This is a genomic window from Methylobacterium dankookense, from assembly GCF_902141855.1.
Lineage (GTDB): Bacteria > Pseudomonadota > Alphaproteobacteria > Rhizobiales > Beijerinckiaceae > Methylobacterium > Methylobacterium dankookense.
Genome location: NZ_CABFVH010000002.1, coordinates 248088 through 274678, shown reverse-complemented (window position 1 = coordinate 274678; position 26591 = coordinate 248088). Strand labels below are relative to the sequence as shown.

Here is a 26591-nt window from a genome sequence, read left to right as displayed (position 1 = left end):
GCCTTCCGCATGCGCAACCGCGACCTGGTCTACGTCTCGAACGCGCCCTTCACCGAGTTGCAGAAGGTGCTGAGCGTCTTCTCCACCGTCGCGGCCCCCGTCGCCGGCGCGGCCTCGATCTACTCCGCCGCACGCTGAACGCGGGCGCCGGCCCGAACGAAGAAGGCCCCGCACCGATGGTGCGGGGCCTTCTTCGTTGCGTCCGATCCTGAGATTCCGAAGGGATCATCCTTTCGGCGGGGGCGCCGGGGCAGAGCCCCGGCCATCCCAGATCAGCCGCGCTTGGCGAGCAGCTGCTCGATCAGCGAGCCGCCCTTCTCGATGGCCGCGAGCTCCTCGGCGACTGCCGCGACCGTGTCGCGGATCTGCTCGGCCGTATGCTCGGAGGTCATGAAGAAGCGCAGGCGCGAGGCCCGCTCCGGCACCGCCGGGTGGATGATCGGCTGCACGTTGATGCCGCGCTTGTACAGGCGGTCGGACAACGTCACCGACTTCAGCGAGTCGCCGACGATCACCGGGATCACCGCGAGGCCGAGGCTGAAGCCGGTGTCGAGCCCGTGCTTCCTGGCGCAGTCGAGGAAGAGGCGGCCATTCTGGCGCAGGCGCTCGACGCGCTCGGGCTCGGCCCGCATCACCGCGAGCGCGGCCTCGGCGGCGGCGGCCAGCGGCGGCGACATGCCGACGCTGTAGACGAAGCCGCCGGCCGTGCACTTCAGGTACTCGATCAGCGCCGCCGGGCCGCAGATATAGCCGCCGCAGGCCGACATCGTCTTCGACATCGTGCCCATCCAGATGTCGACGCTCTTCGGGTCGATCCCGGCATGCTCGAACAGGCCGGCGCCCGTGCGGCCGAGGACGCCGAGGCCGTGCGCCTCGTCCACCATCAGCCAGGCATTGTAGCGCTGCTTCAGCGCGATGAGCCCCACGATGTCCGGCGCGTCGCCGTCCATGCTGTAGAGGCCTTCCACCACGATGAGGGCGCGGCGGTGCTCGTGCCGGGTCGCCTGGAGGAGCGTCTCGAGGGCTTCGAGATCGTTATGGGCGAAGGAGCGCCGTTGCGCACCGGAGAGCTGCGCGCCCGTCACGATGGAGTTGTGGCTGAGCGCGTCGTGATAGATCACGTCGCCGGGCTCCAGCAGGGCACCGATCGTCGTGACGTTGGTGGCGTGCCCGCTCACCATCACGACGCAGCCCTCGGTGCCGTAATGCTCGGCGAGCGCCCGCTCCAGGCTCAGATGGCCCGGCCGCTCGCCCGCGACCACGCGGCTCGCCGAGGACGAGGTGCCGAAGGCCTCGATCGCCGCGCGCGCGGCATCGCTGACCTTGGGATGCCCGTTGAGGCCGAGATAGTCGTACGAGGAGAAGTTCACGAAGGGCCGGCCCTCGATACGCGTGGTCGCGCCGGCCTTGGTCTCGTGGACGTGGAAGAAGGGATTGCTGAGGCCGATCAGGTCGGCCGCCGAGCGCTGCAGCTTCAGCTCGCGGTAGCCCGGCAGCGTCTCGAAGCTCAGCACCGACGGGTTCTGCGCGGGCTCCGGCGCCCGGGCCGGGGCCGGCCGGGGCGGCGTCCGCCCCAGCCGGTTCGTCACGAAGCCTGCCAGAGCGGCGCGCCCCCCGTCCGGCCGTGGCGATTGCGTCATGGAAGGATCTCTTTGATCTCGAGGCTTTTCTGCTCCACAAGGTCCTTGAACGGCGCGAGCGCCGCCGCGTCGACCTCGCTGCCGACATGCTTCTGAGCCAGGCTCAGGGCCACGCCGGCCGCCTCGTCCATGGGCGCCGAAACCGCCTGAATTAAGGTCTCCGCCAACTCGTTCACAGTCAGGCCCGAGGAGATGCCCGCCGGCGGCGAATCGAGGCCGAAGCGCTCCTGCAGGCTGGCACCGAGCTCGACGCCCATCAGCGAGTCGAGGCCGATCTCGGAGAGCTGGCGCACGCGGCTGATGTCGTCCTTCGGCAGGCGCAGGATGCGGGCGATGTCCTCGACGATCGCGTCCGACACGGTCTTGCGGGCCGAGTCGAGGTCGCCGCCCTTGAGGAGCGCGGCGATGTTGATCGTCGCGACCGCGCCGGCCTCCGCCTGCTGGTCACCGCCGAGCGCGTCGTAGCTCGGCGAGCGCAGGGTGGCGAGGCGCTCGCGCGCCTTGCCCCAATGCATGGCGGCGATGGCGATCACCGCGTCGTCCGGGGACGGGCCCTGGCCTTCTAGCGCCTCGGCCATCAGGTCGAGGCAGCGGCGCGCCTCCATCGGTGTGACGCCGACGCGGGAGGCCAGCGTCTCCATCACCGCCTTGTTGCGGGCGAGCATGCCGACATCGCCGATGGCGCCCCAGGCGACGGCGAGCGCCGGCAGGCCCTTGCGGCGGCGCTGGCGGGCCAGCCCCTCCATGAAGCCGTTGGCGGCGACATAGGCGCCCTGGCCCGGATTGCCGATGAAGGTGGTCGCCGAGGAGAAGACCACGAAGTAATCGAGCTGGCGGTCGCGGGTGGCCGCGTCGAGATGCTGGGCGCCGATCACCTTCGGCCCGATCACGGCGTCGAGCGAGGCCGTGTCGATATTGGCGATCAGGCCGTCCTGCAGCACCGCCGCGGCGTGGATCACGCCCGCGAGCCGGCCGCCCTTGGCCTCGATCGAACCGAGCAGGCGGTCGACCGCCGCGCGGCTGGTGAAGTCGACCGCCGGCGCCTCGACCGTGACGCCGCGGGCGGCGAGGTCGGCGACGGCCGCCTTGGCCTCCTCGGTCGCCGCCCCCTTGCGGCCGGCGAGGACGATGTGCCGGGCGCCGCGATCGGCGAGCCAGCGCGCCGCCTCCAGGCCGAAGCCGCCGAGGCCGCCGGTGACGAGGTGCACGCCGGTGCCGGAGATGGCGAAGCGCGACGTCGCCTCGGCCAGCACGCGGCCGGGCTTCGGCGGGGCGATGACGATCTTCCCGATATGGCCGGATTGCTGCATCAGCCGGAAGGCGTCCGAGGTCTCCTCGGCGGTGAAGGGCTGGTAGGGCAGGGGCTTGAGGCCGCCCTCGCCGAACAGCGCCATCACCTCGCGGAACATCCGCGCTCCGTCCTCGCCCTGGTGCTGGAGCACCTGATCGAGGTCGACGCCGAAATAGCTCAGGTTCCGCCGGAACGGGCGTAGCCCGATATGGGTGTTGGCGACGTAGTCGCGCTTGCCCAGCTCCACGAAGCGGCCGAACGGCTTGAGGGCGTTGAGCGAGCGCTCCATCGCCTCGCCGAACAAGCTGTTCAGCACCACGTCGACGCCCGAGCCCGTGATCGCGCGGATCTCGTCCACGAAGGCGAGCGAGCGGGAATCGAGCACGTGCTCGGCGCCGAGCGCCTTCACCAGCGCCCGCTTCTCACGGGAACCCGCGGTGGCGATGACGCGCGCGCCCTTCAGCTTGGCGATCTGGAGCGCGGCGAGGCCGACGCCCCCCGCGCCGCCATGGACCAGCACCCACTCGCCGCGGCGGAGCCGCGCGCAGGTGACGAGGCCGTAATAGGCGGTGAGGAAGGCGACCGGCACGGTGGCCGCGGCCATCGGCTCCAGCCCGGCGGGGGCGGGAGCCACCACCATGTCGGGCACGACGATATGCGTCGAGAAGCCGGACTGGGCGAAGGCGACGACGGCGTCGCCCACCTTGAAGCCCTGGACGCCCGGGCCGACGGCCGTGACGCGGCCGGCGCATTCGAGGCCGAGGCGCGGACCGGCGAAGCCGTCCTCCAGGATCTCCTCCGGGAGCATCGAGAGCGCCCAGAGCACGTCGCGGAAGTTGAGGCCGGTGGCCTCGACCGCGATCTCGACCTCGCCGGCCCCCGGGGCCTGACGCTCGGCCGGGCCCCAGGTCATCTCGTTGAGGCCGCCCGTGTTGCTGCGCTCCAGCCGCGCGGCGGCGGCGGGCACGGCGCCCGTCTCGGCCCGGCGCCGGACGCGGCCGGGATGGAAGCGCACGACCTGCGTGCGGTCCTCGTCGAGCACGATCTCGGTCTCGGGCGTGCCCGAGAGGATGAGGTCGCGCAGGCGCTCGGCGGCGCGCTTCGAGGACATCTCGGGCGCGAGGTCGATGCGGCGGACATCGAGGTTCTGCGCCTCGTTGGCGAGCGTCCGGGTGAAGGCCCAGACGCCGGCCTCCACCGAGGTGCCCTGGCCGCCGCGGTCGCGGGTCGCGCCCGGCGCCACCACCCAGAGCCGGGTCTGGCGGGTGCCGAGATGCTCGGTGCAGCGCTTCAGGCTGAGGCAGCGGTCGCGCAGGCGCTCGGCCGCCTCGCCGCCGCGGGTGAAGGCGCCGGCGAGGAAGACCACCGTATCCGGGGTCTCCCGCTCCAGCTCCATCAGCGAGGTCTCGGAATCGAGGATGATCGAGACGTGCACGCCGCCCGCGACCAGGAGCGTCGCGAGGGAGGAGGCGGTCTCGGCCGCGAACTCGTCGTCCGAGCCGATCACGAAGGCGAAGGTCTGGCCCGGGGCCGGACCCGGACGGGCAGGCGCCTCGCCCACGAGGAGCAGATCGTCGCCATTGGCGGAGGCCGCCCGCTCGGCCGAGACGCTGACGAGGCCGGTGGCGCTGAGCGTCCGCTGCCAGCCGGTGATGTCGTCGAGGCGCCCGATCGGCAGGTCGTCCTCGCCCGGCTCGAACCATCCGGGGGTGAGGCCGAAGACGAGGTCGCGGAACAGCGACGCGCCGGGCTCGACGGCGATCAGAAGGCCGCCGGTGGCGAGCGCGTCGGCGAGGCGGCGCGGCAGGTCGCGGTCGCCCCGGTGGAGGGCGCCGCTCGTCAGCACAAGGTCGAAGCAGGCCGCCGGCAGCTCGTCGGCGACCTCGATCACGGTGACGCCGCGCGGCAGGGCGAGGCGGGCGCGCCCGGCGAGGCGGCGGTCCGTCTCGAACACGGTGAGGCGGGCCTGCGCCTCCTCGGCGAGCGAAGCGACCTGGGCGGAGAGGGGCCCGAACCCGGCCTGGAGCAGGCGGAGTGCCCGGTCCTTCGGCAGCTTGTCGCGGGAGGCGGCGAGGATGCCGGAGACGACGTCGGCGGCGTGGCGCGCGGTGGCGCTGCGCAGGGCGAAGGCGTCGAGGGCGTTCTGCGGCAGGACCGGCGCGTCGCTCAAGGAACCGGCGAGGAGCTGGTCGGCCAGGGCACCGACATCGGCGACGAGGACGAGCTCGGCCGAGAGCTCGGGGTGGTCCGCCGCGATCCAGCGCAGGATCTCGTCGGGGGCGGGCAGCGCCGAGCCGTCGCCGAGGGTCCAGCCGGGGCCGGCCCGCTCCGCGAGGCCGCTGCTCTCCAGGGCCGAGAGCGCGTTGGCGATCCAGGGGCGCAGGGCGTCGGGCACGCGCCCGTCGAGGGTGACGGAGCCGTCGCGGGCGAGGCCGGCGGCGAGCTTGAAGGCGAGCGCCGTCGCCCAGCCCTCGAGGAGCAGGTGGCCCGGCGAGAGCGGCGCGTCGGCGGCGCTACGCGCGCCCTCGGTCAGCGGCTTCAGGCGGGCGGCGATGCTCGGCCGCCGGTCCATCGGCACGGCGGTCGGCTCGGGGGCGAGTTCCGTCGCCTGCGAGATCGCGAAGGCCGACAGGTCGCCGCCGCCCTTGGCGCGCAGCGCCTGGAAGCGGCCCTCGCGGATGGTGGCGATGACGGCGCCGTCGGCGTCGAGCACCGTGAAGTCGGCCAGGATGCTGCGCTCGTTGCAGCGGCGGGTGCGGATCACCGCGCGGGCGATCGCGGCGCCCGGCTTCACGAGGCGGATCTCGCCGAAGCGGACGGGGATGTAGGCCTTCCCCGCATTCTCCCCGAGGAGGTCGGCGAAGAGCAGGATCAGGCCGTGGAAGCAGGCATCGAGGCGCGCCGGCACGAGGCCGTAGCGGGCATCCGCCTCCGCGGGCACGAGGTCGGAGACGATGGTCTCGTCGTCGAGGCGGGCGGAGAGCGCCACCTGACGGAAGCTCGGGCCGAAGCCGAGGCCGGCGGCCACGGCGCGGGCATAGAGCTCATCGCCGGCGACCGCGCGGTCCTCCGGCATCTCCACCTGCGGCGCCGCGGGCGGGGCGAAATCGCCCTCGATCACCTTGGCGGCGGCATGGATCTGCCAGGGCGTCTGGGCGAGGCGCGGGCGGCTCAGCACCTGGATGCCATTGCCGCTGCCGGACAGACGTACCGCGACCTCGCGCAGGGCGTCCTCGTTGAACACCATCGGCGACTGGATCTCGAAATCGGCGAGCACGATCTCGTCGCTGCGCAGCGCCTCGCGGGCGGCGGCGAGCGCCATCTCCACGAAGCCGGCGCCCGGCATGATCGCCTGACCCTCGATCCGGTGGTCGTCGAGCTCCGGCACCGTCGCGATGTCGACGTAGCCTTGCCATTCGAGCCCGTCGGAGGCGTTCCGCGAGCCGATCAGCGGGTGGTACTGGCGGGCGCTGGTGGCGCCGACGCTCTCGGTGGTCTCGGGCAGGCGGAAGGCCCGGCGCTGCCAGGGATAGGTCGGCAGCGCGACGGCGCCCTTCGGCGCGTCGCCGAACAGCAGCGCCTCGTCGACCGCCGCGCCCTGGACCAGGGCGGCGCTGACGGCCTTGGCGATCGGGTCGCCGCCGGCCTCCTTGCGGTGCATCACGCCGACCACGGCGTTGTCGATGCCGAGCGGCTCGATGGCGTCGCCCACATGCGACATCAGCGTGGCGCGGGGGCCGACCTCCACGAAGACGCGGGCGCCCTGGCGGGTCGCCTCCTGCACGGCGTCGCTGAAGCGGACCGGCTCGCGGATGTTGCGCCACCAGTAGGTCGCGCCGAAACTCTCGCCCGCCAGCACCTTGCCGGTGACGGTCGAGACCATGTGCACGATGCCCGGCGAAGCCTTCAGCTCGGCGAGGTCGCGCAGCAGCGGCTTCTCGGTTGGATCCATGATCCGGCCGTGGAAGGGATAGGCGAGGTCGAGCTTGCGGCCACGGCGGCGCTTGCGCGACAGGGCCTTGATCGCCGCGTCGATGTCGGCGACCGGGCCGGCGACGGTGACCGCCTTCGGGCTGTTGTAGGCGGCGATATCGAGGCGCGGATAGTCCTTGAGGAAGGCGGGCACCTCCTCGGCGGGCATCAGCAGCACGGCCATGGTGCCCTGGCCGCGGGTCGTCTCCTGGTGGTGGCTGCGGTAGAAGATCACCCGCACCGCCTGCTCCAGGCTGAGGATGCCGGCGGCTTCCGCCGCGGCGATCTCGCCGACGCTGTGGCCGATGACGTAGGCGGGCTTCAGGCCGCGGGCGCGCAAAGCCGTGGTCGAGGCGCTCTGGATCGCGAAGATCAGCGGCTGCGAGACGCTGGTGAGTTCCAGGCGCTCTTCGAGGTCCTCGGCCTCGAGCGCCTCCTTCAGCGACCATTTGGCGTAGGGCTGGAACAGGGCGTCGATGCGGTCGAAGGCCGTCCGGAAGACCGGGTTCTCGGCATAGGCCTCGCGGCCCATGCCGGCCCACTGGCTGCCGTTGCCGGAATAGACGAAGGCGACCTCGGCCGCCCGGTCGATCGCGGTGCCGGTCACGGCCTGGGCCGTGTCCTCGCCCTCGCCGATGGCGCGGAGCGTCGACGCGAGGTCGGCCTTGCCGTCGAGCGGCACGGCGAGGCGGGTGTTCAGGCGCTCGCGGCGATGGGCGGCGGCGGCCGCGATCCGGGCCGCCTCGGCGGGCGTCGCCGCCTCGAAGCGCTCGGCATAGTCGAGGGCGAGGTCGTTGAGCGCGGCGCGGCTCTGGGCGGAGAGCAGCAGCATCTCAGGGGTCCGCGCCGCCTTGGCGGCGGGCGCCGCCCGGACGGGCTCGGCATCGCTCAGAACGACGTGGGCGTTGGTGCCGCCGAAGCCGAAGGAGTTCACGCCGGCGAAGCGCTCGGCCCCGCGGGTAAGGGGCAGCGGCTCGCGAACCACGTCGAGGTTCAGCTCGCCGAAGGGGATCTCGGGGTTCAGCTCGGCCGCGTGCAGCGAGGGCGGCACGAGGTCGTGCTCCAGCGCGAGGCTGGCCTTGAGTAGGCCGGCGAGGCCGGAGACCGGCTCGGTATGGCCGATATTGGTCTTGATCGAGCCGATCGGCAGGGGCTCCCGGCGCATGCGGCCGATCTTGCCGCCGATGGCCGAGGCCTCGATCGGGTCGCCGACCGGGGTGCCGGTGCCGTGCGCCTCGACGAAGGCGATGCGGTCGAAGTCGATCTCCGCCTCGCGGTAGACCTTCTCGAGCAGCGCGCCCTGCGCGTAGCCGGAGGGCAGCGAGATGCCGGTGGTGCGCCCGTCCGAGTTGACGCCGCTCGCCACGATGCGGCCGCGCACCGTCGCCTCGGAGCGCGCCGCGGCCTCGGCCGATTGCAGGACGAGGACCACGCCGCCCTCGGAGCGCACATAGCCGTCGGCATTGGCCGAGAAGGCCTGGCACAGGCCGGTGCGCGAGAGCATCTGCGCGTTGGAGAAGCAGATGAAGTTGAACGGGCTCGCGAGCACGTTCACGCCCGCTACCACCGCGGTGTCGATCCGGCCGGAGCTGATCGCCTGGACGGCGTTGTCGAGGGCGACGAGCGAGGACGAGCAGGCCGTGTCGACGGTGAAGCTCGGGCCCTTCAGGTCGAAGATGTAGGAGATGCGGTTCGAGAGGATCGAGAGCGTGTTGCCGGTGGCCGCGTAGGCGTCGCCCGACGGCACATCGAGGATGCGCAGGTTGCCGTAATCCAGCGACGAGGCGCCCACGAAGACGCCGATATGGCTGCCCGCCACCGCGGAGGGGCGCAGGCCCGCATCCTCGAGCGCCTCCCAGGTCAGCTCCAGCAGCAGGCGCTGCTGCGGATCCATCTGCTCCGCCTCGCGCGGCGAGATGCCGAACACGCCCGGATCGAACGACCAGATGTCGTCGAGCACGCCCGCCGCCCAGGTGTAGCTCTTGCCCCGTTCCTGCGCGCGCGGGTGCCCGAACCGGTCGAGGGACCAGCGGTCGCCGGGAACGCGGCTCACCGCGCAGCGCGGCTCCGTGAGGAGCTGCCAGAGGCCATCGACGCTCGGGGCCCCCGGAAGCCGACAGGCGCGACCGACGATGGCGATGTCTGTACGTTGTGTCACGTTCGGTTCGCACACGCTCGTTAACGGGAGTCGATTCGAAGGGCGGAGAGTGGGCATCCTGCTGCACCCTTAGTATGGCTCTAATGCGGTGGCAAACAGGCAGGGCGACGACCAGCGGGCGCCGCAACACAAATCCAGCCGCGTGTGATATGTATTCATCAGTTTAGGGCCGGCAGGCCGGCCACTGAAGTTCCGGTCAGGCGCCGCTATGCTGAAGGCTTTGCAGTGGAGCCGCGACTGAGCTGCCACATTTCAGCCGCACGTTTCACAATGGATTGAATCGTCAGGCGCCCCTGACGCCCATCGCATGGCCCGGATCGCGGCCATGGCACGCTTCGCGGCGGTCAGCCAAGCCTGAGCTTGGAGCGGCCGGGGGATAACCTATGCGCAGGACGCATCTCATCCAGCGGATTCAAGGTCCGGCCGACCCACGCTGACGTAGCGGAATCCGCGGGCCTGGATGTCCTGCGGACGGTAGACGTTGCGCAGATCTACAAGCACAGGCTGTGCCATCCGCTCGCGCAGGCGGGTGAAGTCGAGGGCGCGGAAAGCGTCCCATTCGGTCACCAGAACGAGCGCATCCGCGCCTTCCGCGCAGGCATAGGGGTCGGAGGCGTAGGCGACGTCGCCCAAGAGCGGCCGCGCCTGCTCCATCCCCTCGGGGTCGTAGGCCTGGACGCGGGCGCCGGCATCCTGCAGGCCGGCGACGATGGCGAGCGAGGGCGCATCGCGCATGTCGTCGGTGTTCGGCTTGAAGGTCAGGCCGAGCAGCGCGATCGTCTTCCCCCGCACCGCACCCCCGCAGGCCGCGATCACCTTGCGCGCCATCGCCCGCTTGCGGCTCTCGTTGACCGCCACCACCGTCTCAACGATCCGCATCGGCGTGGCGTAATCCTGCGCCGTCTTCACCAGCGCCAGCGTGTCCTTCGGAAAGCACGAGCCGCCATAGCCCGGGCCCGCATGCAGGAACTTGCGCCCGATCCGGTTGTCGAGGCCGATGCCGCGGGCCACCTGCTGCACGTCCGCCCCCACCTGCTCGCACAGGTCGGCGATCTCGTTGATGAAGGTGATCTTGGTGGCGAGAAACGCGTTGGCGGCGTACTTGGTCAGCTCCGCCGTGCGCCGCCCGGTCACCAGGATCGGGGCCTGGTTGAGGTAGAGCGGCCGGTAGATCTCGTTGAGCACCGCCACCGCGCGCGGATCCTCGGCGCCCACCACGATGCGGTCGGGCCGCTTGAAGTCGGCGATCGCCGCGCCCTCGCGCAGGAACTCGGGGTTGGAGGCCACCGCCACGTCGGCCTGCGGGTTGGCCTCGCGGATGATGCGCTCGACCTCGTCGCCGGTGCCCACCGGCACGGTGGACTTGGTGACCACCACGGTGAAGCCGGTGAGCGCGCCGGCGATGGCGCGGGCGGCGGCGTGGACGAAGGAGAGGTCGGCGAAGCCGTCGCCGCGGCGGGACGGCGTGCCCACCGCGATGAAGACGGCGTCGGCCTCGGCCACCGCCTCGCGCAGCTCGGTGCGGAAGGCGAGCCGGCCCTGGCGCACGTTCTCGGCCACCAGCGCCTCGAGCCCCGGCTCGTAGATCGGCATGCGCCCCGCCTCGAGCGCCGCGATCTTGGCGGGATCCGTGTCGATGCAGACCACGCCGTGACCGAAATCGGCAAAGCATGCCCCAGACACTAGGCCGACATAGCCGGCTCCGATCATCGCGATCCGCATGAGAACTCCTGCGCCGACCGGCCCTCGGGGCCATGCCCGCCCACGCCGCGACGGACCATGACACCAAGCCCTTGTTTCGACACGCTCCCCGGCGCCGAAACCGGTGTCCCGTGCGGCAGGGCGCGCCCTAGGTGCACTGCACCATTAGCGTGAACGGGCGGGCAGGCAAACCGTCGCGGTTCGTTGCCGGCACGCCCCCGCATGCCAAAGCGCGCGAACGCGACAGTTTTTTGTCGGCGGCGCCGGAGCGGCGACGATGGTTCAGCGGCGTAGCGCGGCGGCCGCAGAAGCAGCCTTGCGGATCGCCGCGACGTCCGGCGCGCCGGGCTTCACCACCCAGCTCCCGCCGACGCAGAGCACGGCCTTCTCGGCCAGCCAGTCCGGCGCGCTCGTCTCGGTGATGCCGCCGGTCGGGCAGAAGCGCACCTGATGGAAGGGGGCGGCCAGCGCCTTCAGCGCCTTGAGCCCGCCCGCCGCCTCGGCGGGGAAGAACTTGAAGCGGTCGAGGCCGTGATCGAGCCCGCGCATGATGTCGGCGGCATTGGCGACGCCCGGCAGGTAGGGCACGCCGTTGGCCTTGGCCGCGTCGGTGAGCGGATCGGTGAGGCCCGGCGAGACGATGAACTCGGCACCCGCCGCGAGAGCCGCGTCGAGGTCGCGCGGGTTGAGCACGGTGCCCGCGCCGACCACCGCGCCCTCGACCCGGGCCATCGCCCGGATCACGTCGAGGGCGGCGGGGGTGCGGAGCGTGACTTCGAGGGCGGTGAGGCCGCCCTCCACCAGGGCCCGGGCGATCGGCTCGGCATGGGCCGCATCCTCGATCACCAGGACCGGGATCACGGCCACGGAGCGCATCAGCGCGTCGATGCTGGTCAGGTCGTTCATGGTCGGCACCTCCCGGTTCTGTGGTCGTGGTTTCGAAAGGTCCGAGACCTTTCGCGGGTGCAGGGCAGAGCCCTGCAATCGGCCCCAATACCCGGCGACGCCGGGCATTGGGGCCGAACTCGGGGCTTCTCGCGCCCCGAGACCCCGCCGAAGGGACTTGTCCCTTCGGGATCCCGTTACAGGCCCGCGGCTGCGAGCATCGCCGAGGCGCCCTGCTCGGCGCCATCCGCGCCATGGCGCATGAAGGCGAACAGCTCGCGGCCGGTGCCGAGTTCCGGCGGCGGCACCGCTGCGGGCGTACGGGCGGCGAGCTCCGCCTCGTCCACCATCACCTCCAGCACGCCGTCCTCGGCGCTCAGTCGCACGATGTCGCCGTCGCGGATCTTCCCGATCAGCCCGCCGCCGAGGGCCTCCGGCGTCAGATGAATCGCGGCGGGTACCTTGCCGGAGGCGCCGGACATCCGCCCATCCGTGACGAGGGCGACCTTGTGGCCGCGGTCCTGCAGCACGCCGAGCGGCGGCGTCAGCTTGTGCAGCTCCGGCATGCCGTTGGCGCGCGGGCCCTGGAAACGGACCACCACGATGACGTCCCGCTCCAGCTCGCCCGCCTTGAACGCCCTGATCACGTCGTCCTGGTCGGAGAACACCCGGGCCGGTGCCTCGATGGTGCGCCGCTGCGGCTCGACGGCGCTGGTCTTGAAGGTGGCGCGGCCGAGATTGCCCTTCACGAGGCGCATGCCGCCATCCGGCTGGAACGGGTCGGCGGGCCGGCGCAGCATGGCCGGGTCGAGGCTCTCCGGCACCGCGGGCTCGAAGACGAGGTCGTCGCCGGCGAGCTTCGGGTCGCGGGCATGGTCGCGCAGCGATTGGCCGGCCACCGTCAGGATGTCGTCGTGCAGGAGCCCGCCATCGAGGAGCGCGGCGATCACGAAGCTCATGCCGCCGGCCGCGTGGAAGTGGTTCACGTCGCCCGAGCCGTTCGGGTAGACGCGGGCGATCAGCGGCACCGCGGCGGAGAGGCGGTCGAAATCCTCCCAGTCGAGGACGATGCCGGCCGCGCGCGCCATGGCCGGCAGGTGGATCGCGTGGTTGGTCGAGCCTCCCGTGGCGAGCAGCCCGACGACGGCGTTCACGATCGCCTTCTCGTCGATGCACAGGCCGAGCGGCCGGTAGTCGTTGCCGTCGGCGCCGATCTCGGTGAGGCGGTGGATCGCCGCCCGCGTCACCGCCTGCCGCAGCTTGGTGCCCGGATTGATGAAGGAGGCGCCCGGCATGTGCAGGCCCATCACGTCCATCATCATCTGATTGGAATTGGCGGTGCCGTAGAAGGTGCAGGTGCCGGCCCCGTGATAGGAGGCGGACTCGGATTCGAGCAGCTCCTCGCGGCCGACCTTGCCCTCCGCGTAGAGCTGGCGGATGCGCTGCTTCTCCTTGTTGGCGAGCCCCGAGGGCATGGGACCGGCCGGGATCAGGATCGTCGGCAGGTGGCCGAAGCGCAGCGCGCCGATGATCAGGCCCGGCACGATCTTGTCGCAGATGCCGAGCAGCGCCGCCCCGTCGAACATGCCGTGGCTGAGCGCGACCGCGGTCGAGAGCGCGATGGTGTCGCGCGAGAACAGCGACATCTCCATGCCGCGCTGGCCCTGCGTGACCCCGTCGCACATGGCGGGCGTGCCGCCGGCGACCTGGGCCGTGGCGCCACGCTCGCGGGCGAAGACCTTGATCTGGTCCGGATAGCGCCCGTAGGGCTGATGCGCCGAGAGCATGTCGTTGTAGGCGGTGACGATGCCGATATTCATCGACCGCCCGGCGCGGATCGCCGCCTTGTCCTCGCCGGAGGCCGCGAATCCGTGGGCGAGGTTGCCGCAGGCGAGCTTCGGCCGATGCACGCCCGCCTCGCGCTCGCGCTCGATCAGGTCGAGGTAGCGCCGCCGGCTCGCCCGGGACCGCTCGACGACGCGCGCGGTCACGGCCGCGACCTCGGGATGGATCTCCGTCATGAGCCTTCCTTCCTCTGGGCGCATCCTGCCGGAATGGGCGCCGCTCCGGCGCGGGGCCGAGCGACGGTCCGGGCTTCGACGCACCGGTTATTTCGAGCCCTTCTAGCCTGTCGCCAATCCTGTGTAAACGTTTACACCCCAATCCGACATCAGGCTCGCTCCTTGAGGGGGCCGAGCGGAAGCCCGCCCCCCGAACGCAGGCTCAGTATTCCCAGAAGATGCGCTGCAGCTCCTTGGTGTCGCCGGTCTTGGTCAGGGCCACGGCAGTCAGGATCTTGGCCTTCTGCGGGTTGAGGTCGTGGGCCACCACCCAGTCGTACTTGTCGTCGGGCTGCTCGGCGTTGCGCAGCACGATGCCGTCGCCGACGCGCGAGGAGCGCACGATCAGCGTGCCCTTGGAGCGGATGTCCTTCAGGGTATCGACGAGATAGCCCGCCACCGAGCCGTTGCCGGTGCCGGCATGGACGATCGCCTTGGCCCCGGCATCGACGGCGGCCTTGTAGGCACCCGGATACATGTTGCCCGAGCCATAGACGATCGCCACCGTCGGCAGGCTGTCGATGGCGTCGATGTCGAACTCGGACGCCTTGCCGTGGCGCTTCGCCGAGCTGCGGAAGAAGTAGGTCTTGCCCTCGACCACCATGCCGAGCGGGCCCCATTGGCTGTAGAAGGCGCTCGGGACGACGTTGACGCGCTTCGTCACGTCGCGTCCGGCCTGGATCTGGTCGTTCATGGTGACCATGACGCCCTTGCCGACCGCTTCCTTCGAGCCGGCCACGGTGACGGCGTCGAGGAGGTTGAGGGCGCCGTCCGCCGAGATCGCGGTGGAGGGCCGCATCGAGCCGACCACCACGATCGGCTTGTCGCTCTTCACCACGAGGTCGAGGAAGAGGGCCGTCTCCTCCAGGGTGTCGGTGCCGTGGGTGACCACGACGCCATCCACGTCGTCCTGCTTCAGCAGCGCCGAGACGCGCTTGCCCAGCTCCACGAGCTGCGCGTCGGTGAAGCTTTCCGAGGCGATCTGGAAGACCTGCTCGCCGCGGACATTGGCGACGCCGCTCATGGCCGGCACGGCGGCGATGAGCTTGTCCACCGGCACCTTGGCGGCCTGGTAGGTGGCGCTGTTGGCGGCATCCGCGCCGGCACCGGCGATGGTGCCGCCGGTGGCGAGGATCACGACGTTCGGCTTGCGCGCGGCCTGATCCGCGGCGGCATCCGGCATCTCCCGGGCCGCGGAGGGGAGGGGGCCGAGCGGCAGGCTCGCGCAGGCGAGCGCCGCCAGGGCGGCCGCGGAGGAGAGACGACGGCCGGAGCGGAAAGCAGACATCGGGTTATCCCTGAGCTCGGAAGATCCTCGACGGATCGTAGGCAGCGGGTCCCATGAGGCAAGACGGAGGCCGCGCCCTGGCCCGTGCCGATGCCCGGATTGTCACGGCAGACCGGAGACGCGCTACAGATGCCGCCCGGCATCCATGCGCGCATGCAGGATCCGGATCACCTCGATCCGGCCGCCATCGCCGATGCGGTAGAAGGCGACGTGCGACGTGACGGTCAGCCGAAAATAGCCCGGCCGGACCTTCTCGGCACTGCGGCCCCGGACAGTACCGGTGGCGAGATCCGCGAAGGATTGCGCGAGGCGGCGGACATAACGGTCCGCCTGATCAGGGTCCCAGCGCTCGGCCGTGTCGTCCCAGATCCCGTCGAGATCGTCCCGCGCCCGTGGTGCGAGGACGTAGCCGCCACTCACGGGCGGCCGGCGCGCTTGGTTTTCAGGAAGGCCTCGACATCGAAGGCCTCCGGCGGGCCGCTGGCCTCGCCCTCGACGAGCGCCGCGCGAAGGGCCTGCAGGCGCGCCTCCTGCTCCTCGAGGAGACGCAGCCCGGCCCGGACCACGTCGCTGGCCGAGCCGTAGCGGCCGCCCTCGACCTGCTGGGCGATGAACCGGGCGAAGTGGTCACCCAAGGAAACAGAGGTGTTGTGCGCCATCGCCAGCCACCAAATTACCAATTCCTGGTACTTTGGCAGGCGAAGCGGCAAAGGAAAAGGGGCCGCCTCGCGGCGACCCCTCTCCCGTTTCCCGATGGTGGCGTGGACTTAGAAGTCCATGCCGCCCATGCCGCCGCCCGGCATGGCCGGAGCGGGGGAGTCCTTCTTCGGCGCGTCGGCGACCATCGCCTCGGTGGTGACCAGCAGGCCGGCGACGGAGGCGGCGTCCTGCAGGGCGGTGCGCACGACCTTGGCCGGATCGACGATGCCGGCCTGGATCATGTCGACATACTCCTCGGTCTGGGCGTTGAAGCCGAAGGTCTCGGAGTCGGTCTTGTCGGTGATCTTGCCGACCACGATCGAGCCCTCAACGCCCGCATTCTGGGCGATCTGGCGGATCGGGGCCTCAAGGGCCTTCAGGACGATCTTGATGCCGGCCTGCACGTCCGGAACGTCGGACTTCAGCTCGGCGACCGCCTTCTTGGCGCGGAGCAGCGCGGTGCCGCCGCCGGGGACGATGCCTTCCTCGACCGCCGCGCGGGTGGCGTTGAGGGCGTCGTCGACGCGGTCCTTCTTCTCCTTGACCTCGACCTCAGTCGCGCCGCCGACGCGAATCACCGCGACGCCGCCCGCGAGCTTGGCCAGACGCTCCTGCAGCTTCTCGCGGTCGTAGTCCGAGGTGGTCTCCTCGATCTGCGCCTTGATCTGCGCGATGCGCGCCTCGATGTCGGCCTTCTCACCGACGCCGTCGATGATCGTGGTGTTCTCCTTCTCGATGCGGACGCGCTTGGCGCGGCCGAGCATCGGCAGGGTCACGTTCTCGAGCTTGATGCCGAGATCCTCGGCGATCATCTGACCCTTGGTCAGGATCGCGATGTCCTCGAGCATGGCCTTGCGGCGGTCACCGAAGCCCGGCGCCTTGACGGCCGCGACCTTGAGGCCGCCGCGGAGCTTGTTGACGACGAGCGTGGCGAGCGCCTCGCCCTCGATGTCCTCGGCGATGATCAGGAGCGGCTTGCCGGTCTGGACCACGGCCTCGAGCACCGGCAGCATGGCCTGGAGCGACGAGAGCTTCTTCTCGTGGATGAGGATGTAGGGGTCCTCGAGCTCGGCGACCATCTTCTCCGCGTTCGTGATGAAGTACGGGGAGAGGTAGCCGCGGTCGAACTGCATGCCCTCGACGACGTCGAGCTCGGTCTCGGCGGTCTTGGCCTCCTCGACGGTGATGACGCCCTCGTTGCCCACCTTCTGCATGGCGTGGGCGATCATCTCGCCGATCTCCTTGTCGCCGTTGGCGGAGATCGTGCCGACCTGGGCGACCTCGTCGGACGAGGCGACCTTCTTGGCGCGCGAGGTGATGTCCTTCACGGCGGCCTGGGTGGCGAGGTCGATGCCGCGCTTCAGGTCCATCGGGTTGATGCCGGCGGCGACGTACTTGGCGCCCTCGCGGACGATCGCCTGAGCGAGCACGGTCGCGGTGGTGGTGCCGTCACCGGCGATGTCGTTGGTCTTCGAGGCCACTTCGCGCACCATCTGGGCGCCCATGTTCTCGAAACGGTCGGCGAGCTCGATCTCCTTGGCGACGGTGACGCCGTCCTTGGTGATGCGCGGCGCGCCGAAGCTCTTCTCGATGACGACGTTGCGGCCCTTGGGGCCCAGCGTCACCTTGACCGCGTCGGCCAGGATGTCCACGCCGCGGAGCATCTTCTCACGGGCGTCGGCGGAGAAACGAACGTCTTTCGCTGCCATGTGGGTCAGTCCTTAATGGTTAAGGATTGCGGGGAAGGCCCCGAGGCGCGGAAATCGGCCTCGAAGGGCGATGAACGGTGCCGGCCGGGGCCTTTAGGCCTCGACGACGCCCATGATGTCGGATTCCTTCATGATCAGGAGGTCCTGACCATCGATCTTGACCTCGGTGCCGGACCACTTGCCGAACAGGACGCGGTCGCCGGCCTTGACGTCGAGGGCGTTCACGCGGCCCTGCTCGTCACGGGAACCGGGGCCGACGGCGACGATCTCGCCCTCCTGCGGCTTCTCCTTGGCGGTGTCCGGGATGATGATGCCGCCCTTGGTCTTCTCCTCGCTCTCGATGCGACGGACGACGACACGGTCGTGCAGCGGACGGAACTTCATGGTCTGCCCTCTTGCTTCAGAACTCGAAGTGGCGTTGATGCGGCGCGCGATTGCCGCCTCCAAGCCCGGTCGTTAGCACTCGGCTTGAGTGAGTGCTAACGACCGGCGGCGAGATAGCCACCGCCCTCAGACGAGTCAAGGCTGTCGCACCCCCAAGTGACGGGGCGACGATGGTTTTCGTCTCCCTTTCCACGCGACGGTGAACCGATCCGCCATGCTGACCCTGCACGGACCGGAGGGCGCCCTCGCGCCGTGGGATCCCGCCTCCGGGGCGCCGCTGCCCGCAGGCGCCCTCTGGATCGACCTGAACGACCCGAGCGTCGAGGAGGCGCAGGCGGTGGAGGCCGCCACCGGCATCCGCGTGCCCTCGCGGCGGGCGCTCAGCGAGGTGGAATCCTCGAGCCGCCTGCGCCGCCTGAAGAACGGGCTGTCGCTCTCGACGCCGATGATCACCTTCGAGCAGGCGGATTCGCAGCTGAAGCCGCTCGGCTTCCTGCTGACCCGCGACCACCTCGTCACCGTGCGCTTCCACGAGCTGCGCGCCTTCGAGGGCGCGGGCAAGCGTCTCGCGGAGGAGGAGGGCGCAGCGACCAGCGCCGAGGCCTTCCTGCTTCTCGTGGAGGAGCTGGTCGACAACCTCGCCGACGCGCTGGAGGACATGGGCGCGGAGCTCGACTCGCTCTCGACGCGCATCTTCGACTTCGACGTGCGCGCGCCTCGTGCCCGGAACGGCGCCCGCAACGGCGACGTGCCGCCCCGCCGCCGCGACCTCGCGCTCCGCCGGATCCTGCGCGGCATCGCCCGGCGCGGCAAGGCGCTCGGCAAGATCCGCGCGAGCCTGCTCGGGATGGAGCGCATCGTGCCCTACGTCGCCGGCGCTTGCGCCGACCTGCTCCATCAGGAGGAGGATGCGCGCTTCGAGACGATCCGCCGGGACATCGAGTCCCTCGACGAGTTCGAGACGCGGCTCTCGGAGAACGTGCAGTTCCTGCTCGACGCCGCTCTGGGGCTGATCCAGATCGAGCAGAACAACGTCTTCCGGGTGCTGACCGTGGTCTCGGTGGTCGGCGTGCCGCCGACGCTGATCGCCTCGATGTACGGCATGAACTTCAAGCACATGCCGGAGCTCGACTGGCTCTACGGCTACCCCTACGGCCTCGCCCTGATCCTGACGAGCGCGCTGATTCCGATCGTGTTCTTCCGGATCAAGGGCTGGTTCTGAAGCGCCTCTCCTCTGCTCCGTACGGCGAGAGGGTGCCCCTGCAGCTCACGATCAAGCGCGCGCCCCCTCTCTCGTTCGGGAGAGGGGGCGCGGCGAGGTTCCTGCTCGCGTCCTGAAGCCGTGTTCCCGGCTTCCTCAGCCCTCGATCCTGGAGAAGTCCGCGACCTCGCGGGTGGCCGCGCGCAGCGCGTTGAGGAGGGCGAGGCGGTTGGCGCGCAGGGCCGGGGCCTCGGCATTCACCGTGACCGCCTCGAAGAAGGCATCGACCGGAGCGCGGAGCCGCGAGAGCGCCCGCATCGCGCCCTCGAAATCCTCCGCCGCCACCGCCGCCGAGGCCTCATTCCGCGCGACGCCCAGGGCCTCGGCGAGCGCCCGCTCCTCCGGCTGGCCGGAGGACGCGATCAGCGCGGCGTCGGGCTCGGCATCGTAGGCGCGTCCGTCCTTCTTCTCCTCGATGCGCAGGATGTTGGCCGCGCGCTTGTAGCCGGCGAGCAGGTTCTTGCCGTCATCGGTTTCCAGGAACGTGCCGAGCGCCTCGACGCGGCGGACCACCATCAGCAGATCGTCCTGGCCGGGCAGGGCGAAGACGGCGTCGATCAGGTCGTGGCGGGCGCCCTGGTCGCGGAGATAGACTTTGAGGCGGTCGGCGAAGAAGGCCAGGAGGTCGTCCACGCGCGGATCGGCCAGCAGGTCGAAGTCCGGGGGCAGGTCCTTGTAGGCCGCCTCCAGCTCCTCGATGCTGCCCGGCAGATCGATCTGCACCACCATCGGGCCACCGGACTGCAGGTCGAAGGCGTTCGGCAAGGCCAATTCCGCCAGCGGCAGGCGGATGCCATTCTCCAGGATAAGCCTGATCACCCCGAGAGCCGCACGGCGCAGGGCGAACGGATCCTTGCTCCCGGTGGGCTTCTCGTCGATCGACCAGAAGCCGGCGAGGGCGATGAGCTTGTCGGCCAGCGCGACGGTGATGGCGACCGGATCCGAAGGCACCCGATCGGATGGCCCGAGGGGCTTGTAGTGGTCGCCGATCGCCGTGCAGACACTCGGGTCCTGGCCCTGGAGAGCAGCGTATTTCGCGCCCATCAGGCCCTGCAACTCGGGGAATTCGCCGACCATCTCCGTCACGAGATCGGCCTTCGCGAGGCGTGCGGCGCGACCCACGAGGCCGAAATCCGCCCCCACGGTCTCGGCCAGATCCTCGGCAAGCGCCGCGATGCGCCGGACCCGCTCACCCTGCGTCCCGAGCTTCTCATGGAAGACGATGGAATCGAGCTTCGGAAGCCGGTCCTCCAGCTTCACCGCCTTGTCGGTCTCCCAGAAGAACTTCGCGTCCGAGAGGCGTGCGCGCACCACGCGCTGGTTGCCGGCCACGATCGCCTGGCCGCCGTCGCTGGCCACGAGGTTCGAGACGAGGATGAAGGCGGGGGCGAGTTCCTCCGAGCCGGATTTCCGCAGCACGAAGCATTTCTGGTTGGCGCGGATGGTGGCGCGCACCGCCTCGGCCGGAATGTCGAGGAAGCTCGCGTCGAACGAGCCCATCAGCACGACCGGCCACTCGACGAGGCCGGCCACCTCCTCCAGCAGACCCTCGTCCTCCACGAGGTCGAGCCCCTGCGCGAAGGCGAGGTCGCGGGCGTCGTGAAGGATGATGTCCTTGCGGCGGTCGGCGTCGAGCACGACCTTGGCCCGCTCCAGGGCCTGGACGTAGTCGTCGAAGCGGCGGACCTCGATCGCCTCGGGGGCCAGGAAGCGGTGGCCGTAGGTGACGTTGCCGGCCGCGATCCCGTCGACCGAGAAGGGCACGATCTCGGTGCTCTCGGTCTCGGGGCCGAAGGTGGCGACGATCGATTGCAGCGGGCGCACCCAGCGCAGCGCCCCCGCTTGAGCCGAGGCCGCGCCCCAGCGCATGGATTTCGGCCAGGGGAAGCTGCGGATGATCTGGGGCAGGACCTCGGCCAGCACGTCGAGGGTCTCGCGGCCCTCGCGCTCGATCACGGCGAGGTAGAACGCGCCCTTCTTCGGGTCGGTGACCGTCTTCGCCTGATCGATCGAGGCGAGCCCGGCGCTCTTCAGGAAGCCCTGGATCGCGGCGTCGGGGGCGCCGACGCGCGGGCCCTTGCGCTCCTCGCGCACCGCCTCGCCGCGGGGCGGCAGGCCGGCCACGTGCAGGGCGAGGCGGCGGGGCGTCGCGAAGGCCTTGGCGCCCTCGTAGAGGAAGCCGCGCTCCACCAGGGCGTCGGTGACGAGCTTGCGCAGGTCCTCGGCCGCGCGCCGCTGCATGCGGGCGGGGATCTCTTCGGAGCGGAGTTCGAGGAGGAGGTCAGGCATGGCTCGGATCCGGCCGCGGGGGCCGCGCAAGGGGGCGTCGGAACGGCCGGGCCCGTTTAGGAGCCCGGACCGGCGGTGTCGAGGCGCGGGCCGCGATCGGGAGCGACTCTAGTTCAGCGGCTGCGAGAGGAGGGCGACGAGCCCCCAGCGCTCGCCCGTCACCGCGCGCACGTCGGCGATCAGCCAGCGGCCGCCCTCGCGCACGAGGTCGTAGCGGATGTCCTGGGGCCTGCCGTTGCGGAACGTCGCCTGGACCTCGGCCCGGTCCTCGCCGGCCGAGAGCGTGGCGAGCCGCAGCGTCTTCTCCCAGCCCTTGGCGGTGTCCTGGCCGTTGACGCGAAAATCGAATCCGATCCGGCCGACCTCGCCGTTCGCCTCGCGCTGGTCGCGTTCGTAGAGGGCGCGCAGCACCCGGGCGTAGAAGCGGAGATCGTCGGTCGATGGCGCCGCGTAGAAGGCCCGCACGGTGCCGACCGGGTCGGTGGCCGATTGCGCGAGCGCCGGGCCGGCCCCGAGCAGGAGCAGGAGGGCGAGGAGAAGGCCGCGCACGGGCTCAGGCCGCGGCGAGCCCGCCGCCCTCCGTCCTGAGCCAGGCGGCGCCGCAGGCCTTGGCGAGCTCACGCACGCGCAGGATGTAGCTCTGCCGCTCGGTCACCGAGATCACGCCGCGGGCGTCGAGCAAATTGAAGACGTGGCTCGCCTTGATGCACTGGTCGTAGGCCGGCTGCGCCATGCGGTGGCGGGCACCCTCGCTCTCGGGCGCGCCGGCCTCGAGATAGGCGCGGCAGGCCCGCTCGGCATCCGCGAAGTGCCGGAACAGCATCTCGGTGTCGGCGGCCTCGAAATTGTGGCGCGAATATTCCTGCTCGGCCTGGAGGAAGACGTCGCCGTAGGTGACCTTGTCGTCGCCTTCGCCGCCGTTGACGTTCAGGTCGTAGACGTTCTCGACACCCTGGACATACATGGCCAGGCGCTCGAGGCCGTAGGTCAGCTCGCCCGCCACCGGCGCGCATTCGAAGCCCGCCACCTGCTGGAAGTAGGTGAACTGGCTCACCTCCATCCCGTCGCACCAGCATTCCCAGCCGAGGCCCCAGGCGCCGAGCGTCGGGCTCTCCCAATCGTCCTCGACGAAGCGGATGTCGTGAAGCTTGAGGTCGACGCCGATGGCGGCGAGCGATTCGAGGTAGAGTTCCTGAAGGTTCGGCGGGTTCGGCTTCAGGATGACCTGGAACTGGTAATAGTGCTGCAGCCGGTTCGGATTCTCGCCGTAGCGCCCGTCCTTCGGGCGGCGCGAGGGCTGCACATAGGCCGCCTTCCAGGGCTTCGGCCCGAGCGCGCGGAGCGTGGTGGCCGGGTGGAACGTGCCGGCGCCGACCTCCATGTCGTAGGGCTGCAGGATGACGCAGCCCTTGGCCGCCCAGAAGCGCTGGAGCGTCAGGATCAGGCCCTGGAACGATCGGGTGGGCGCGAGATCGGCGTCGGACATCATGCTGCATCGCGGCGGGAGCAAGGGCCGGCAGCGTTTAGATGGGGATGACGGGGTGTCAAGCGACCGGCCTGCGCCGTGGGCGACGGCCCGGTCGGTATTGCCCGCGTGTTGCAGCACACCGCAGCGTGGCGGAAATGCGGCGAGAAGAGGGAACGGCCGAGCCCACGGCCACGTTTATTGTCCAGCCAGGGAAGAGCGGGCCGGCGAACCGGCCGAAGCTTTCGGAAGACCAGTCATGCGCAAGAATCTCACCATCGTCGCCGCCCTGTTCGCCGGCTCGCTCGTGGCAACGCCGCTGGTGATGTCGGGCACGAAGGCCCTCGCCACCGCCGAGGACACGGCCACGATCACCCTTCCGGCCGCCGTGACGCCGGTCGAGGTCACGGCGGTGGCCGCCCCGGCGCCGCAGGCCGAGCCATGCCAGGTCCGTAAGGTTCGCGTGGTCTATAGCGGCTACGGCACGCCGAACGCGGGCTGCCAGGCGCGGTAACGCAGAGCCGGCTCGATCAGAGCCCGAGGCGCGCCCAGGCGGCGCGCTCCTCCAGGGCCGCGAGGCCGTCGCCGGCGAGCGTGCCCACCCCGCCGGGCGCAGCCCGGCGCAGAAGCCGGGCCAGGAACGAGCCCCGCGCATCGGCGATCAGCCGCATCTCCACCTTCTCGCCGAAGCGGGCTCGCAGGGTCGAGCGGATGTCACCGAGGGCATCCACCAAGCCGAGCGCCGCCGCCTGACGGCCGGTCCAGACCGCGCCGGTGAACAGGTTCTCGCCGGCGGGGAGCTTCGGGCGGCGCTGCGTCACGAGCTCCGTGAAGAGCGCCTGCACATCCGCCTGGATCGCCTTCAGACGCTCCACGTCGGCCGGATCCTCGGGGCGGAAGGGATCGAGCATCGCCTTCGCCTCGCCCTGCGTGTGCACGCGCCGCTCGACGCCGATGCGGGCGATCAGCTTGTCGAAGCCGAACCCCGCCGAGACCACGCCGATCGAGCCGACCACCGAGGTCGGGTCGGCCACGATCTCGTCGGCCGCGCAGGCGATCATGTAGCCGCCCGAGGCCGCCGCATCCTCCACGAAGGCGAGGACCGGGATCGCCTTCTCCTCGGCGAGGGCGCGGATCCTGCGGTGGATAAGGTGGGATTGCGCGGGCGAGCCGCCCGGCGAGTTCACCACGATCGCCACCGCGGCGAGGTCCTTGAGGGCGAAGGCGCGCTCCAGGCTCCCCGCGACCGAGGCGATGGAGAGGCCTTGCCGGATCGGCGAGACCGCGCCGATCACGCCGTTGAGGCGCACCACCGCGACGAGCGGGCGCTTCTCGCGGAAGCGGCGGGGCAGGAGGTCGCGGAGAAAGGCCGGAAGCGCGGGCATGGTGGGGCCGGGTCGGGAACGGGGGGATCCGGGAGCAGGTGGGCACGGCCGCGCCAATGGCAAGGCTCAGCGGCAAGGCTCGGCACTCGCGAACGGCTCAGCCGGCCTCGAACATCAGGGCCATCGTCGCGCTGAACACGCGGCGCCCCCTCTCGTCGCGCACGTCGGCCCGGTAGGCGCAGGTGTCCCGATCCGGCCCGGAACCCGCGATCAGCTCCTGCAGGAGGCGGCGCGCCTCCAGGCGGGCGCTCAGGACATCGGGCAGCACGCGGCCGACATCGTCGTGCACGATGGTCCCATTGAACGTATCGAAGAAATAGCGCTGGGTCATCATCGTATTCCCATGATGCCGACGCTGAACCGCCCGGGCTGCGGAAGGAATAAGTTCAGTACCTCAAAGTTCCTTCACCCGACAAGCAATTTTCGACCCTTTTGGAATGCGGTATACCTGTTAATCCCAGCTCGATCCGCAATGCATCGACGCCGATTCGGGGGTCGGGCTGGCATCGTCGTTCTGGAGGATCAGCGGCGGCAGCAGGCTCGTCCCGGCCCGGCTGCCCTTCACCGCCCGGATCAGGATGCGGATCGCCGGGCGCCCGGGCCGCGCATGGACCGGCCGCACCGCCACGTCGCCGAAGCGCCCGGCGAGCACGGCGAGGCAATCGGGCAGGGCGTCGGCGCGGTGGATCAGGCCGAAATGGCCGCCAGGGCGCAGCAGCCAGGTGCAGGTGCGGATCCAGGCGGCGAGGCCGCCCTCGGGCAGGCTGTGCGCGGCGGCGCGGAGCGCGTTCGGCGAGGGCCGGTGGTCCGCGCCGAGGAAGGGCGGGTTCGTCACCACGAAATCGGCCGCCTCCGGCACGAGCCCGGCCGCGAGCCGCGCGGCGGCCGGCGCCAGCACGTCGGCCTCGACCACGGCAGCCGCGGGCAGCGCGTTCAGCGCGACGTTGCAGCGAGCGAGCCCGGCGAGACCCGGCTCGCGCTCGACGAGGGTGACGCGGGCGCCCACGCGCCGGGCATAGGCGAGGCCGACGACGCCGGTCCCCGCGCCGACATCGCAGAGCGTCGCGCCGGCCGGCGGCTCGAACAGGTGGGCGAGCAGCACCGCATCCGTGCCTGCCCGGTGCGCGCCGCGGGCCGGCTGGAACAGGCGCAGGCGCCCGCCGAACAGGCTGTCGGGCTCGTCCGCGCCCGTCACCGGCACCTCCCGCGGATCGCACGGCGCATTGGTCGCGGGGCCGCGCCCGCAGCCGCACACCATATGGGGGGACGGGTCATCGACGGCCTCGCGTGTTGCGGCGCCGCGGGCCCCGTGCGAAGGGGAACGGTCCCGCCTGTCGCGGTCGAACGGTCTGGAGGCATCGGACCTTGGGTGTCGTGGTTCCCATGGAGAAAGGTCGTCCGCAAACGGAGGCCGATCTGAACGATCTCGTGGCGCTCGTCGCCGACGGGATGGCGCGCGTCAACACGACGATCCTGTCGCGGACGGGATCGGAGGTGACGATGATCCCCGAGGTCGCGAGCCACCTCATCGCCTCGGGCGGCAAGCGCCTGCGCCCGATCCTGACCCTCGCCTGCGCGGACCTGTGCGGCTACCAGGGCGGCGAAGGCGCGGTGAAGCTCGCGGCCAGCGTCGAGTTCATGCACACCGCGACGCTGCTGCACGACGACGTGGTCGACGAGAGCGACATGCGCCGCGGCCAGGTCGCCGCGCGCATCAAGTGGGGCAACGAGGCGAGCGTGCTCGTCGGCGACTTCCTGCTCGGCCAGGCCTTCCGCATGATGGTCGAGGTGGGCTCCCTGCGCGCCCTCGACATCCTCTCGGCCGCCGCGACCGTGATCGCCGAGGGCGAGGTGATGCAGCTCACCGCCGCCAAGAACACCGAGACCACCGAGGACGAGTACCTCGCCGTCATCCGCGCCAAGACCGCCGAGCTGTTCGCCGCCGCCTGCGAGGTCGGGCCCGTGCTCGCCGAGCGCCCACGGCCCGAGCAGGCCGCCTGCCGCTCCTACGGCATGAATCTCGGCATCGCCTTCCAGCTCATCGACGACGCGCTCGATTACGGCGGCTCCAGCGCCGAGCTCGGCAAGAATGTCGGCGACGATTTCCGCGAGGGCAAGATCACCCTGCCCATCGTGCTGGCCTTCCGCCGCGGCAGCGAGGACGAGCGCGCCTTCTGGCGGCGCACCCTGCAGGAGGGCAAGATCGAGGAGGGCGACCTCGAGACCGCCCGCGCCATCCTGCGCCGTCACCGCGCGCTCGAGGACACGGTGGAGCGCGCCCGCCACTACGGCGCCATGGCCCGCGACGCGCTGGCCCTGTTCCCGCAGAGCCCGACCAAGGCGGCGCTGCTCCAGGCCATCGATTTCTGCATCGCCCGGGCGCATTGACGCCGCCCGGCGCGAC

General features: G+C 70.9%; 19 protein-coding genes and 1 pseudogene. 4 read left to right on the top strand and 16 right to left on the bottom strand.

What is annotated here, in order from left to right; all coding sequences use genetic code 11:
• A pseudogene (locus MTDSW087_RS30685) lies at positions 1–138 on the top strand (polysaccharide biosynthesis/export family protein); the annotation flags it as partial.
• A gap of 134 nt (positions 139–272) precedes the next feature.
• On the opposite strand, the gene MTDSW087_RS03365 reads toward MTDSW087_RS30685, so the two are convergent.
• From MTDSW087_RS03365 to groES, 10 genes are all read right to left on the bottom strand, one after another.
• Complete coding sequence (locus MTDSW087_RS03365; RefSeq protein ID WP_144760202.1) at positions 273–1640, bottom strand: aminotransferase class I/II-fold pyridoxal phosphate-dependent enzyme; 1368 nt, start codon at positions 1638–1640, stop codon at positions 273–275.
• Positions 1637–9061, bottom strand: a complete 7425-nt coding sequence (locus MTDSW087_RS03360) for a type I polyketide synthase (RefSeq protein ID WP_186383716.1) — start codon at positions 9059–9061, stop codon at positions 1637–1639. Before MTDSW087_RS03360 ends, MTDSW087_RS03365 begins: the two co-directional genes overlap by 4 nt.
• Before the next feature lie 399 nt (positions 9062–9460).
• Positions 9461–10783 (bottom strand): UDP-glucose dehydrogenase family protein, encoded by a 1323-nt coding sequence (locus MTDSW087_RS03355; protein ID WP_144760197.1) that lies wholly within the window; start codon positions 10781–10783, stop codon positions 9461–9463.
• A gap of 261 nt (positions 10784–11044) precedes the next feature.
• Positions 11045–11659: a bifunctional 4-hydroxy-2-oxoglutarate aldolase/2-dehydro-3-deoxy-phosphogluconate aldolase gene (gene eda / locus MTDSW087_RS03350; protein WP_144760254.1), complete on the bottom strand. Its 615-nt coding sequence runs from the start codon at positions 11657–11659 to the stop codon at positions 11045–11047.
• 185 nt (positions 11660–11844) lie between these two features.
• A complete protein-coding gene (gene edd, locus MTDSW087_RS03345; RefSeq protein ID WP_144760194.1) occupies positions 11845–13668 on the bottom strand; it encodes a phosphogluconate dehydratase in 1824 nt (607 codons plus the stop codon).
• 202 nt (positions 13669–13870) lie between these two features.
• Positions 13871–14995: an asparaginase gene (locus MTDSW087_RS03340; RefSeq protein WP_144760191.1), complete on the bottom strand. Its 1125-nt coding sequence runs from the start codon at positions 14993–14995 to the stop codon at positions 13871–13873.
• 123 nt (positions 14996–15118) lie between these two features.
• Positions 15119–15415: a type II toxin-antitoxin system RelE/ParE family toxin gene (locus MTDSW087_RS03335; RefSeq protein WP_144760188.1), complete on the bottom strand. Its 297-nt coding sequence runs from the start codon at positions 15413–15415 to the stop codon at positions 15119–15121.
• Positions 15412–15654 (bottom strand): type II toxin-antitoxin system ParD family antitoxin, encoded by a 243-nt coding sequence (locus MTDSW087_RS03330; protein WP_144760166.1) that lies wholly within the window; start codon positions 15652–15654, stop codon positions 15412–15414. Before MTDSW087_RS03330 ends, MTDSW087_RS03335 begins: the two co-directional genes overlap by 4 nt.
• A 108-nt stretch (positions 15655–15762) precedes the next feature.
• A complete protein-coding gene (gene groL, locus MTDSW087_RS03325; RefSeq protein ID WP_144760163.1) occupies positions 15763–17403 on the bottom strand; it encodes a chaperonin GroEL in 1641 nt (546 codons plus the stop codon).
• Between the two features lie 93 nt (positions 17404–17496).
• Complete coding sequence (gene groES, locus MTDSW087_RS03320) at positions 17497–17787, bottom strand: co-chaperone GroES (RefSeq protein WP_142584316.1); 291 nt, start codon at positions 17785–17787, stop codon at positions 17497–17499.
• Between the two features lie 214 nt (positions 17788–18001).
• Between groES and MTDSW087_RS03315 the strand changes: the two genes are divergently transcribed.
• On the top strand, positions 18002–19009 hold the full coding sequence (locus tag MTDSW087_RS03315) for a CorA family divalent cation transporter (protein WP_144760160.1): 1008 nt from the start codon (positions 18002–18004) through the stop codon (positions 19007–19009).
• Between the two features lie 135 nt (positions 19010–19144).
• Here MTDSW087_RS03315 and glyS read toward each other — a convergent pair whose 3' ends face one another.
• The 3 genes from glyS to MTDSW087_RS03300 form a co-directional block, all read right to left on the bottom strand.
• A complete protein-coding gene (gene glyS, locus MTDSW087_RS03310; RefSeq protein ID WP_144760157.1) occupies positions 19145–21337 on the bottom strand; it encodes a glycine--tRNA ligase subunit beta in 2193 nt (730 codons plus the stop codon).
• Positions 21338–21445: 108 nt separating this feature from the next.
• Positions 21446–21886 carry a DUF3828 domain-containing protein gene (locus MTDSW087_RS03305; RefSeq protein ID WP_144760154.1) on the bottom strand — a complete coding sequence of 147 codons (441 nt, stop codon included), beginning with the start codon at positions 21884–21886 and terminating at the stop codon, positions 21446–21448.
• Between the two features lie 4 nt (positions 21887–21890).
• Positions 21891–22826, bottom strand: coding sequence for a glycine--tRNA ligase subunit alpha (locus MTDSW087_RS03300; RefSeq protein ID WP_144760151.1), 936 nt, complete (start codon positions 22824–22826; stop codon positions 21891–21893).
• Between the two features lie 235 nt (positions 22827–23061).
• Here MTDSW087_RS03300 and MTDSW087_RS03295 point away from each other — a divergent pair, with 235 nt between their 5' ends.
• Positions 23062–23316 carry a hypothetical protein gene (locus MTDSW087_RS03295; RefSeq protein ID WP_144760148.1) on the top strand — a complete coding sequence of 85 codons (255 nt, stop codon included), beginning with the start codon at positions 23062–23064 and terminating at the stop codon, positions 23314–23316.
• Between the two features lie 16 nt (positions 23317–23332).
• On the opposite strand, the gene MTDSW087_RS03290 is transcribed toward MTDSW087_RS03295, so the two are convergent.
• The 3 genes from MTDSW087_RS03290 to MTDSW087_RS03280 form a co-directional block, all read right to left on the bottom strand.
• Positions 23333–24187, bottom strand: coding sequence for a S49 family peptidase (locus tag MTDSW087_RS03290; RefSeq protein ID WP_144760144.1), 855 nt, complete (start codon positions 24185–24187; stop codon positions 23333–23335).
• 97 nt (positions 24188–24284) lie between these two features.
• On the bottom strand, positions 24285–24518 hold the full coding sequence (locus MTDSW087_RS03285) for a DUF6894 family protein (protein ID WP_144760141.1): 234 nt from the start codon (positions 24516–24518) through the stop codon (positions 24285–24287).
• Between the two features lie 120 nt (positions 24519–24638).
• Positions 24639–25382, bottom strand: a complete 744-nt coding sequence (locus tag MTDSW087_RS03280) for a tRNA1(Val) (adenine(37)-N6)-methyltransferase (RefSeq protein ID WP_238179019.1) — start codon at positions 25380–25382, stop codon at positions 24639–24641.
• A 170-nt stretch (positions 25383–25552) separates the two neighbouring features.
• Between MTDSW087_RS03280 and MTDSW087_RS03275 the strand changes: the two genes are divergently transcribed.
• A complete protein-coding gene (locus tag MTDSW087_RS03275) occupies positions 25553–26575 on the top strand; it encodes a polyprenyl synthetase family protein (RefSeq protein ID WP_144760135.1) in 1023 nt (340 codons plus the stop codon).
• The last annotated feature ends 16 nt before the right edge of the window (positions 26576–26591 follow it).

Coding starts and splice junctions, on each gene's coding strand:
- MTDSW087_RS03365 (WP_144760202.1), bottom strand. CDS start 1,640: ATGACGCAATCGCCACGGCCGGACGGGGGGCGCGCCGCTCTGGCAGGC.
- MTDSW087_RS03355 (WP_144760197.1), bottom strand. CDS start 10,783: ATGCGGATCGCGATGATCGGAGCCGGCTATGTCGGCCTAGTGTCTGGG.
- edd (WP_144760194.1), bottom strand. CDS start 13,668: ATGACGGAGATCCATCCCGAGGTCGCGGCCGTGACCGCGCGCGTCGTC.
- MTDSW087_RS03340 (WP_144760191.1), bottom strand. CDS start 14,995: ATGTCTGCTTTCCGCTCCGGCCGTCGTCTCTCCTCCGCGGCCGCCCTG.
- MTDSW087_RS03330 (WP_144760166.1), bottom strand. CDS start 15,654: ATGGCGCACAACACCTCTGTTTCCTTGGGTGACCACTTCGCCCGGTTC.
- groL (WP_144760163.1), bottom strand. CDS start 17,403: ATGGCAGCGAAAGACGTTCGTTTCTCCGCCGACGCCCGTGAGAAGATG.
- groES (WP_142584316.1), bottom strand. CDS start 17,787: ATGAAGTTCCGTCCGCTGCACGACCGTGTCGTCGTCCGTCGCATCGAG.
- MTDSW087_RS03315 (WP_144760160.1), top strand. CDS start 18,002: ATGCTGACCCTGCACGGACCGGAGGGCGCCCTCGCGCCGTGGGATCCC.
- glyS (WP_144760157.1), bottom strand. CDS start 21,337: ATGCCTGACCTCCTCCTCGAACTCCGCTCCGAAGAGATCCCCGCCCGC.
- MTDSW087_RS03300 (WP_144760151.1), bottom strand. CDS start 22,826: ATGATGTCCGACGCCGATCTCGCGCCCACCCGATCGTTCCAGGGCCTG.
- MTDSW087_RS03295 (WP_144760148.1), top strand. CDS start 23,062: ATGCGCAAGAATCTCACCATCGTCGCCGCCCTGTTCGCCGGCTCGCTC.
- MTDSW087_RS03290 (WP_144760144.1), bottom strand. CDS start 24,187: ATGCCCGCGCTTCCGGCCTTTCTCCGCGACCTCCTGCCCCGCCGCTTC.
- MTDSW087_RS03285 (WP_144760141.1), bottom strand. CDS start 24,518: ATGACCCAGCGCTATTTCTTCGATACGTTCAATGGGACCATCGTGCAC.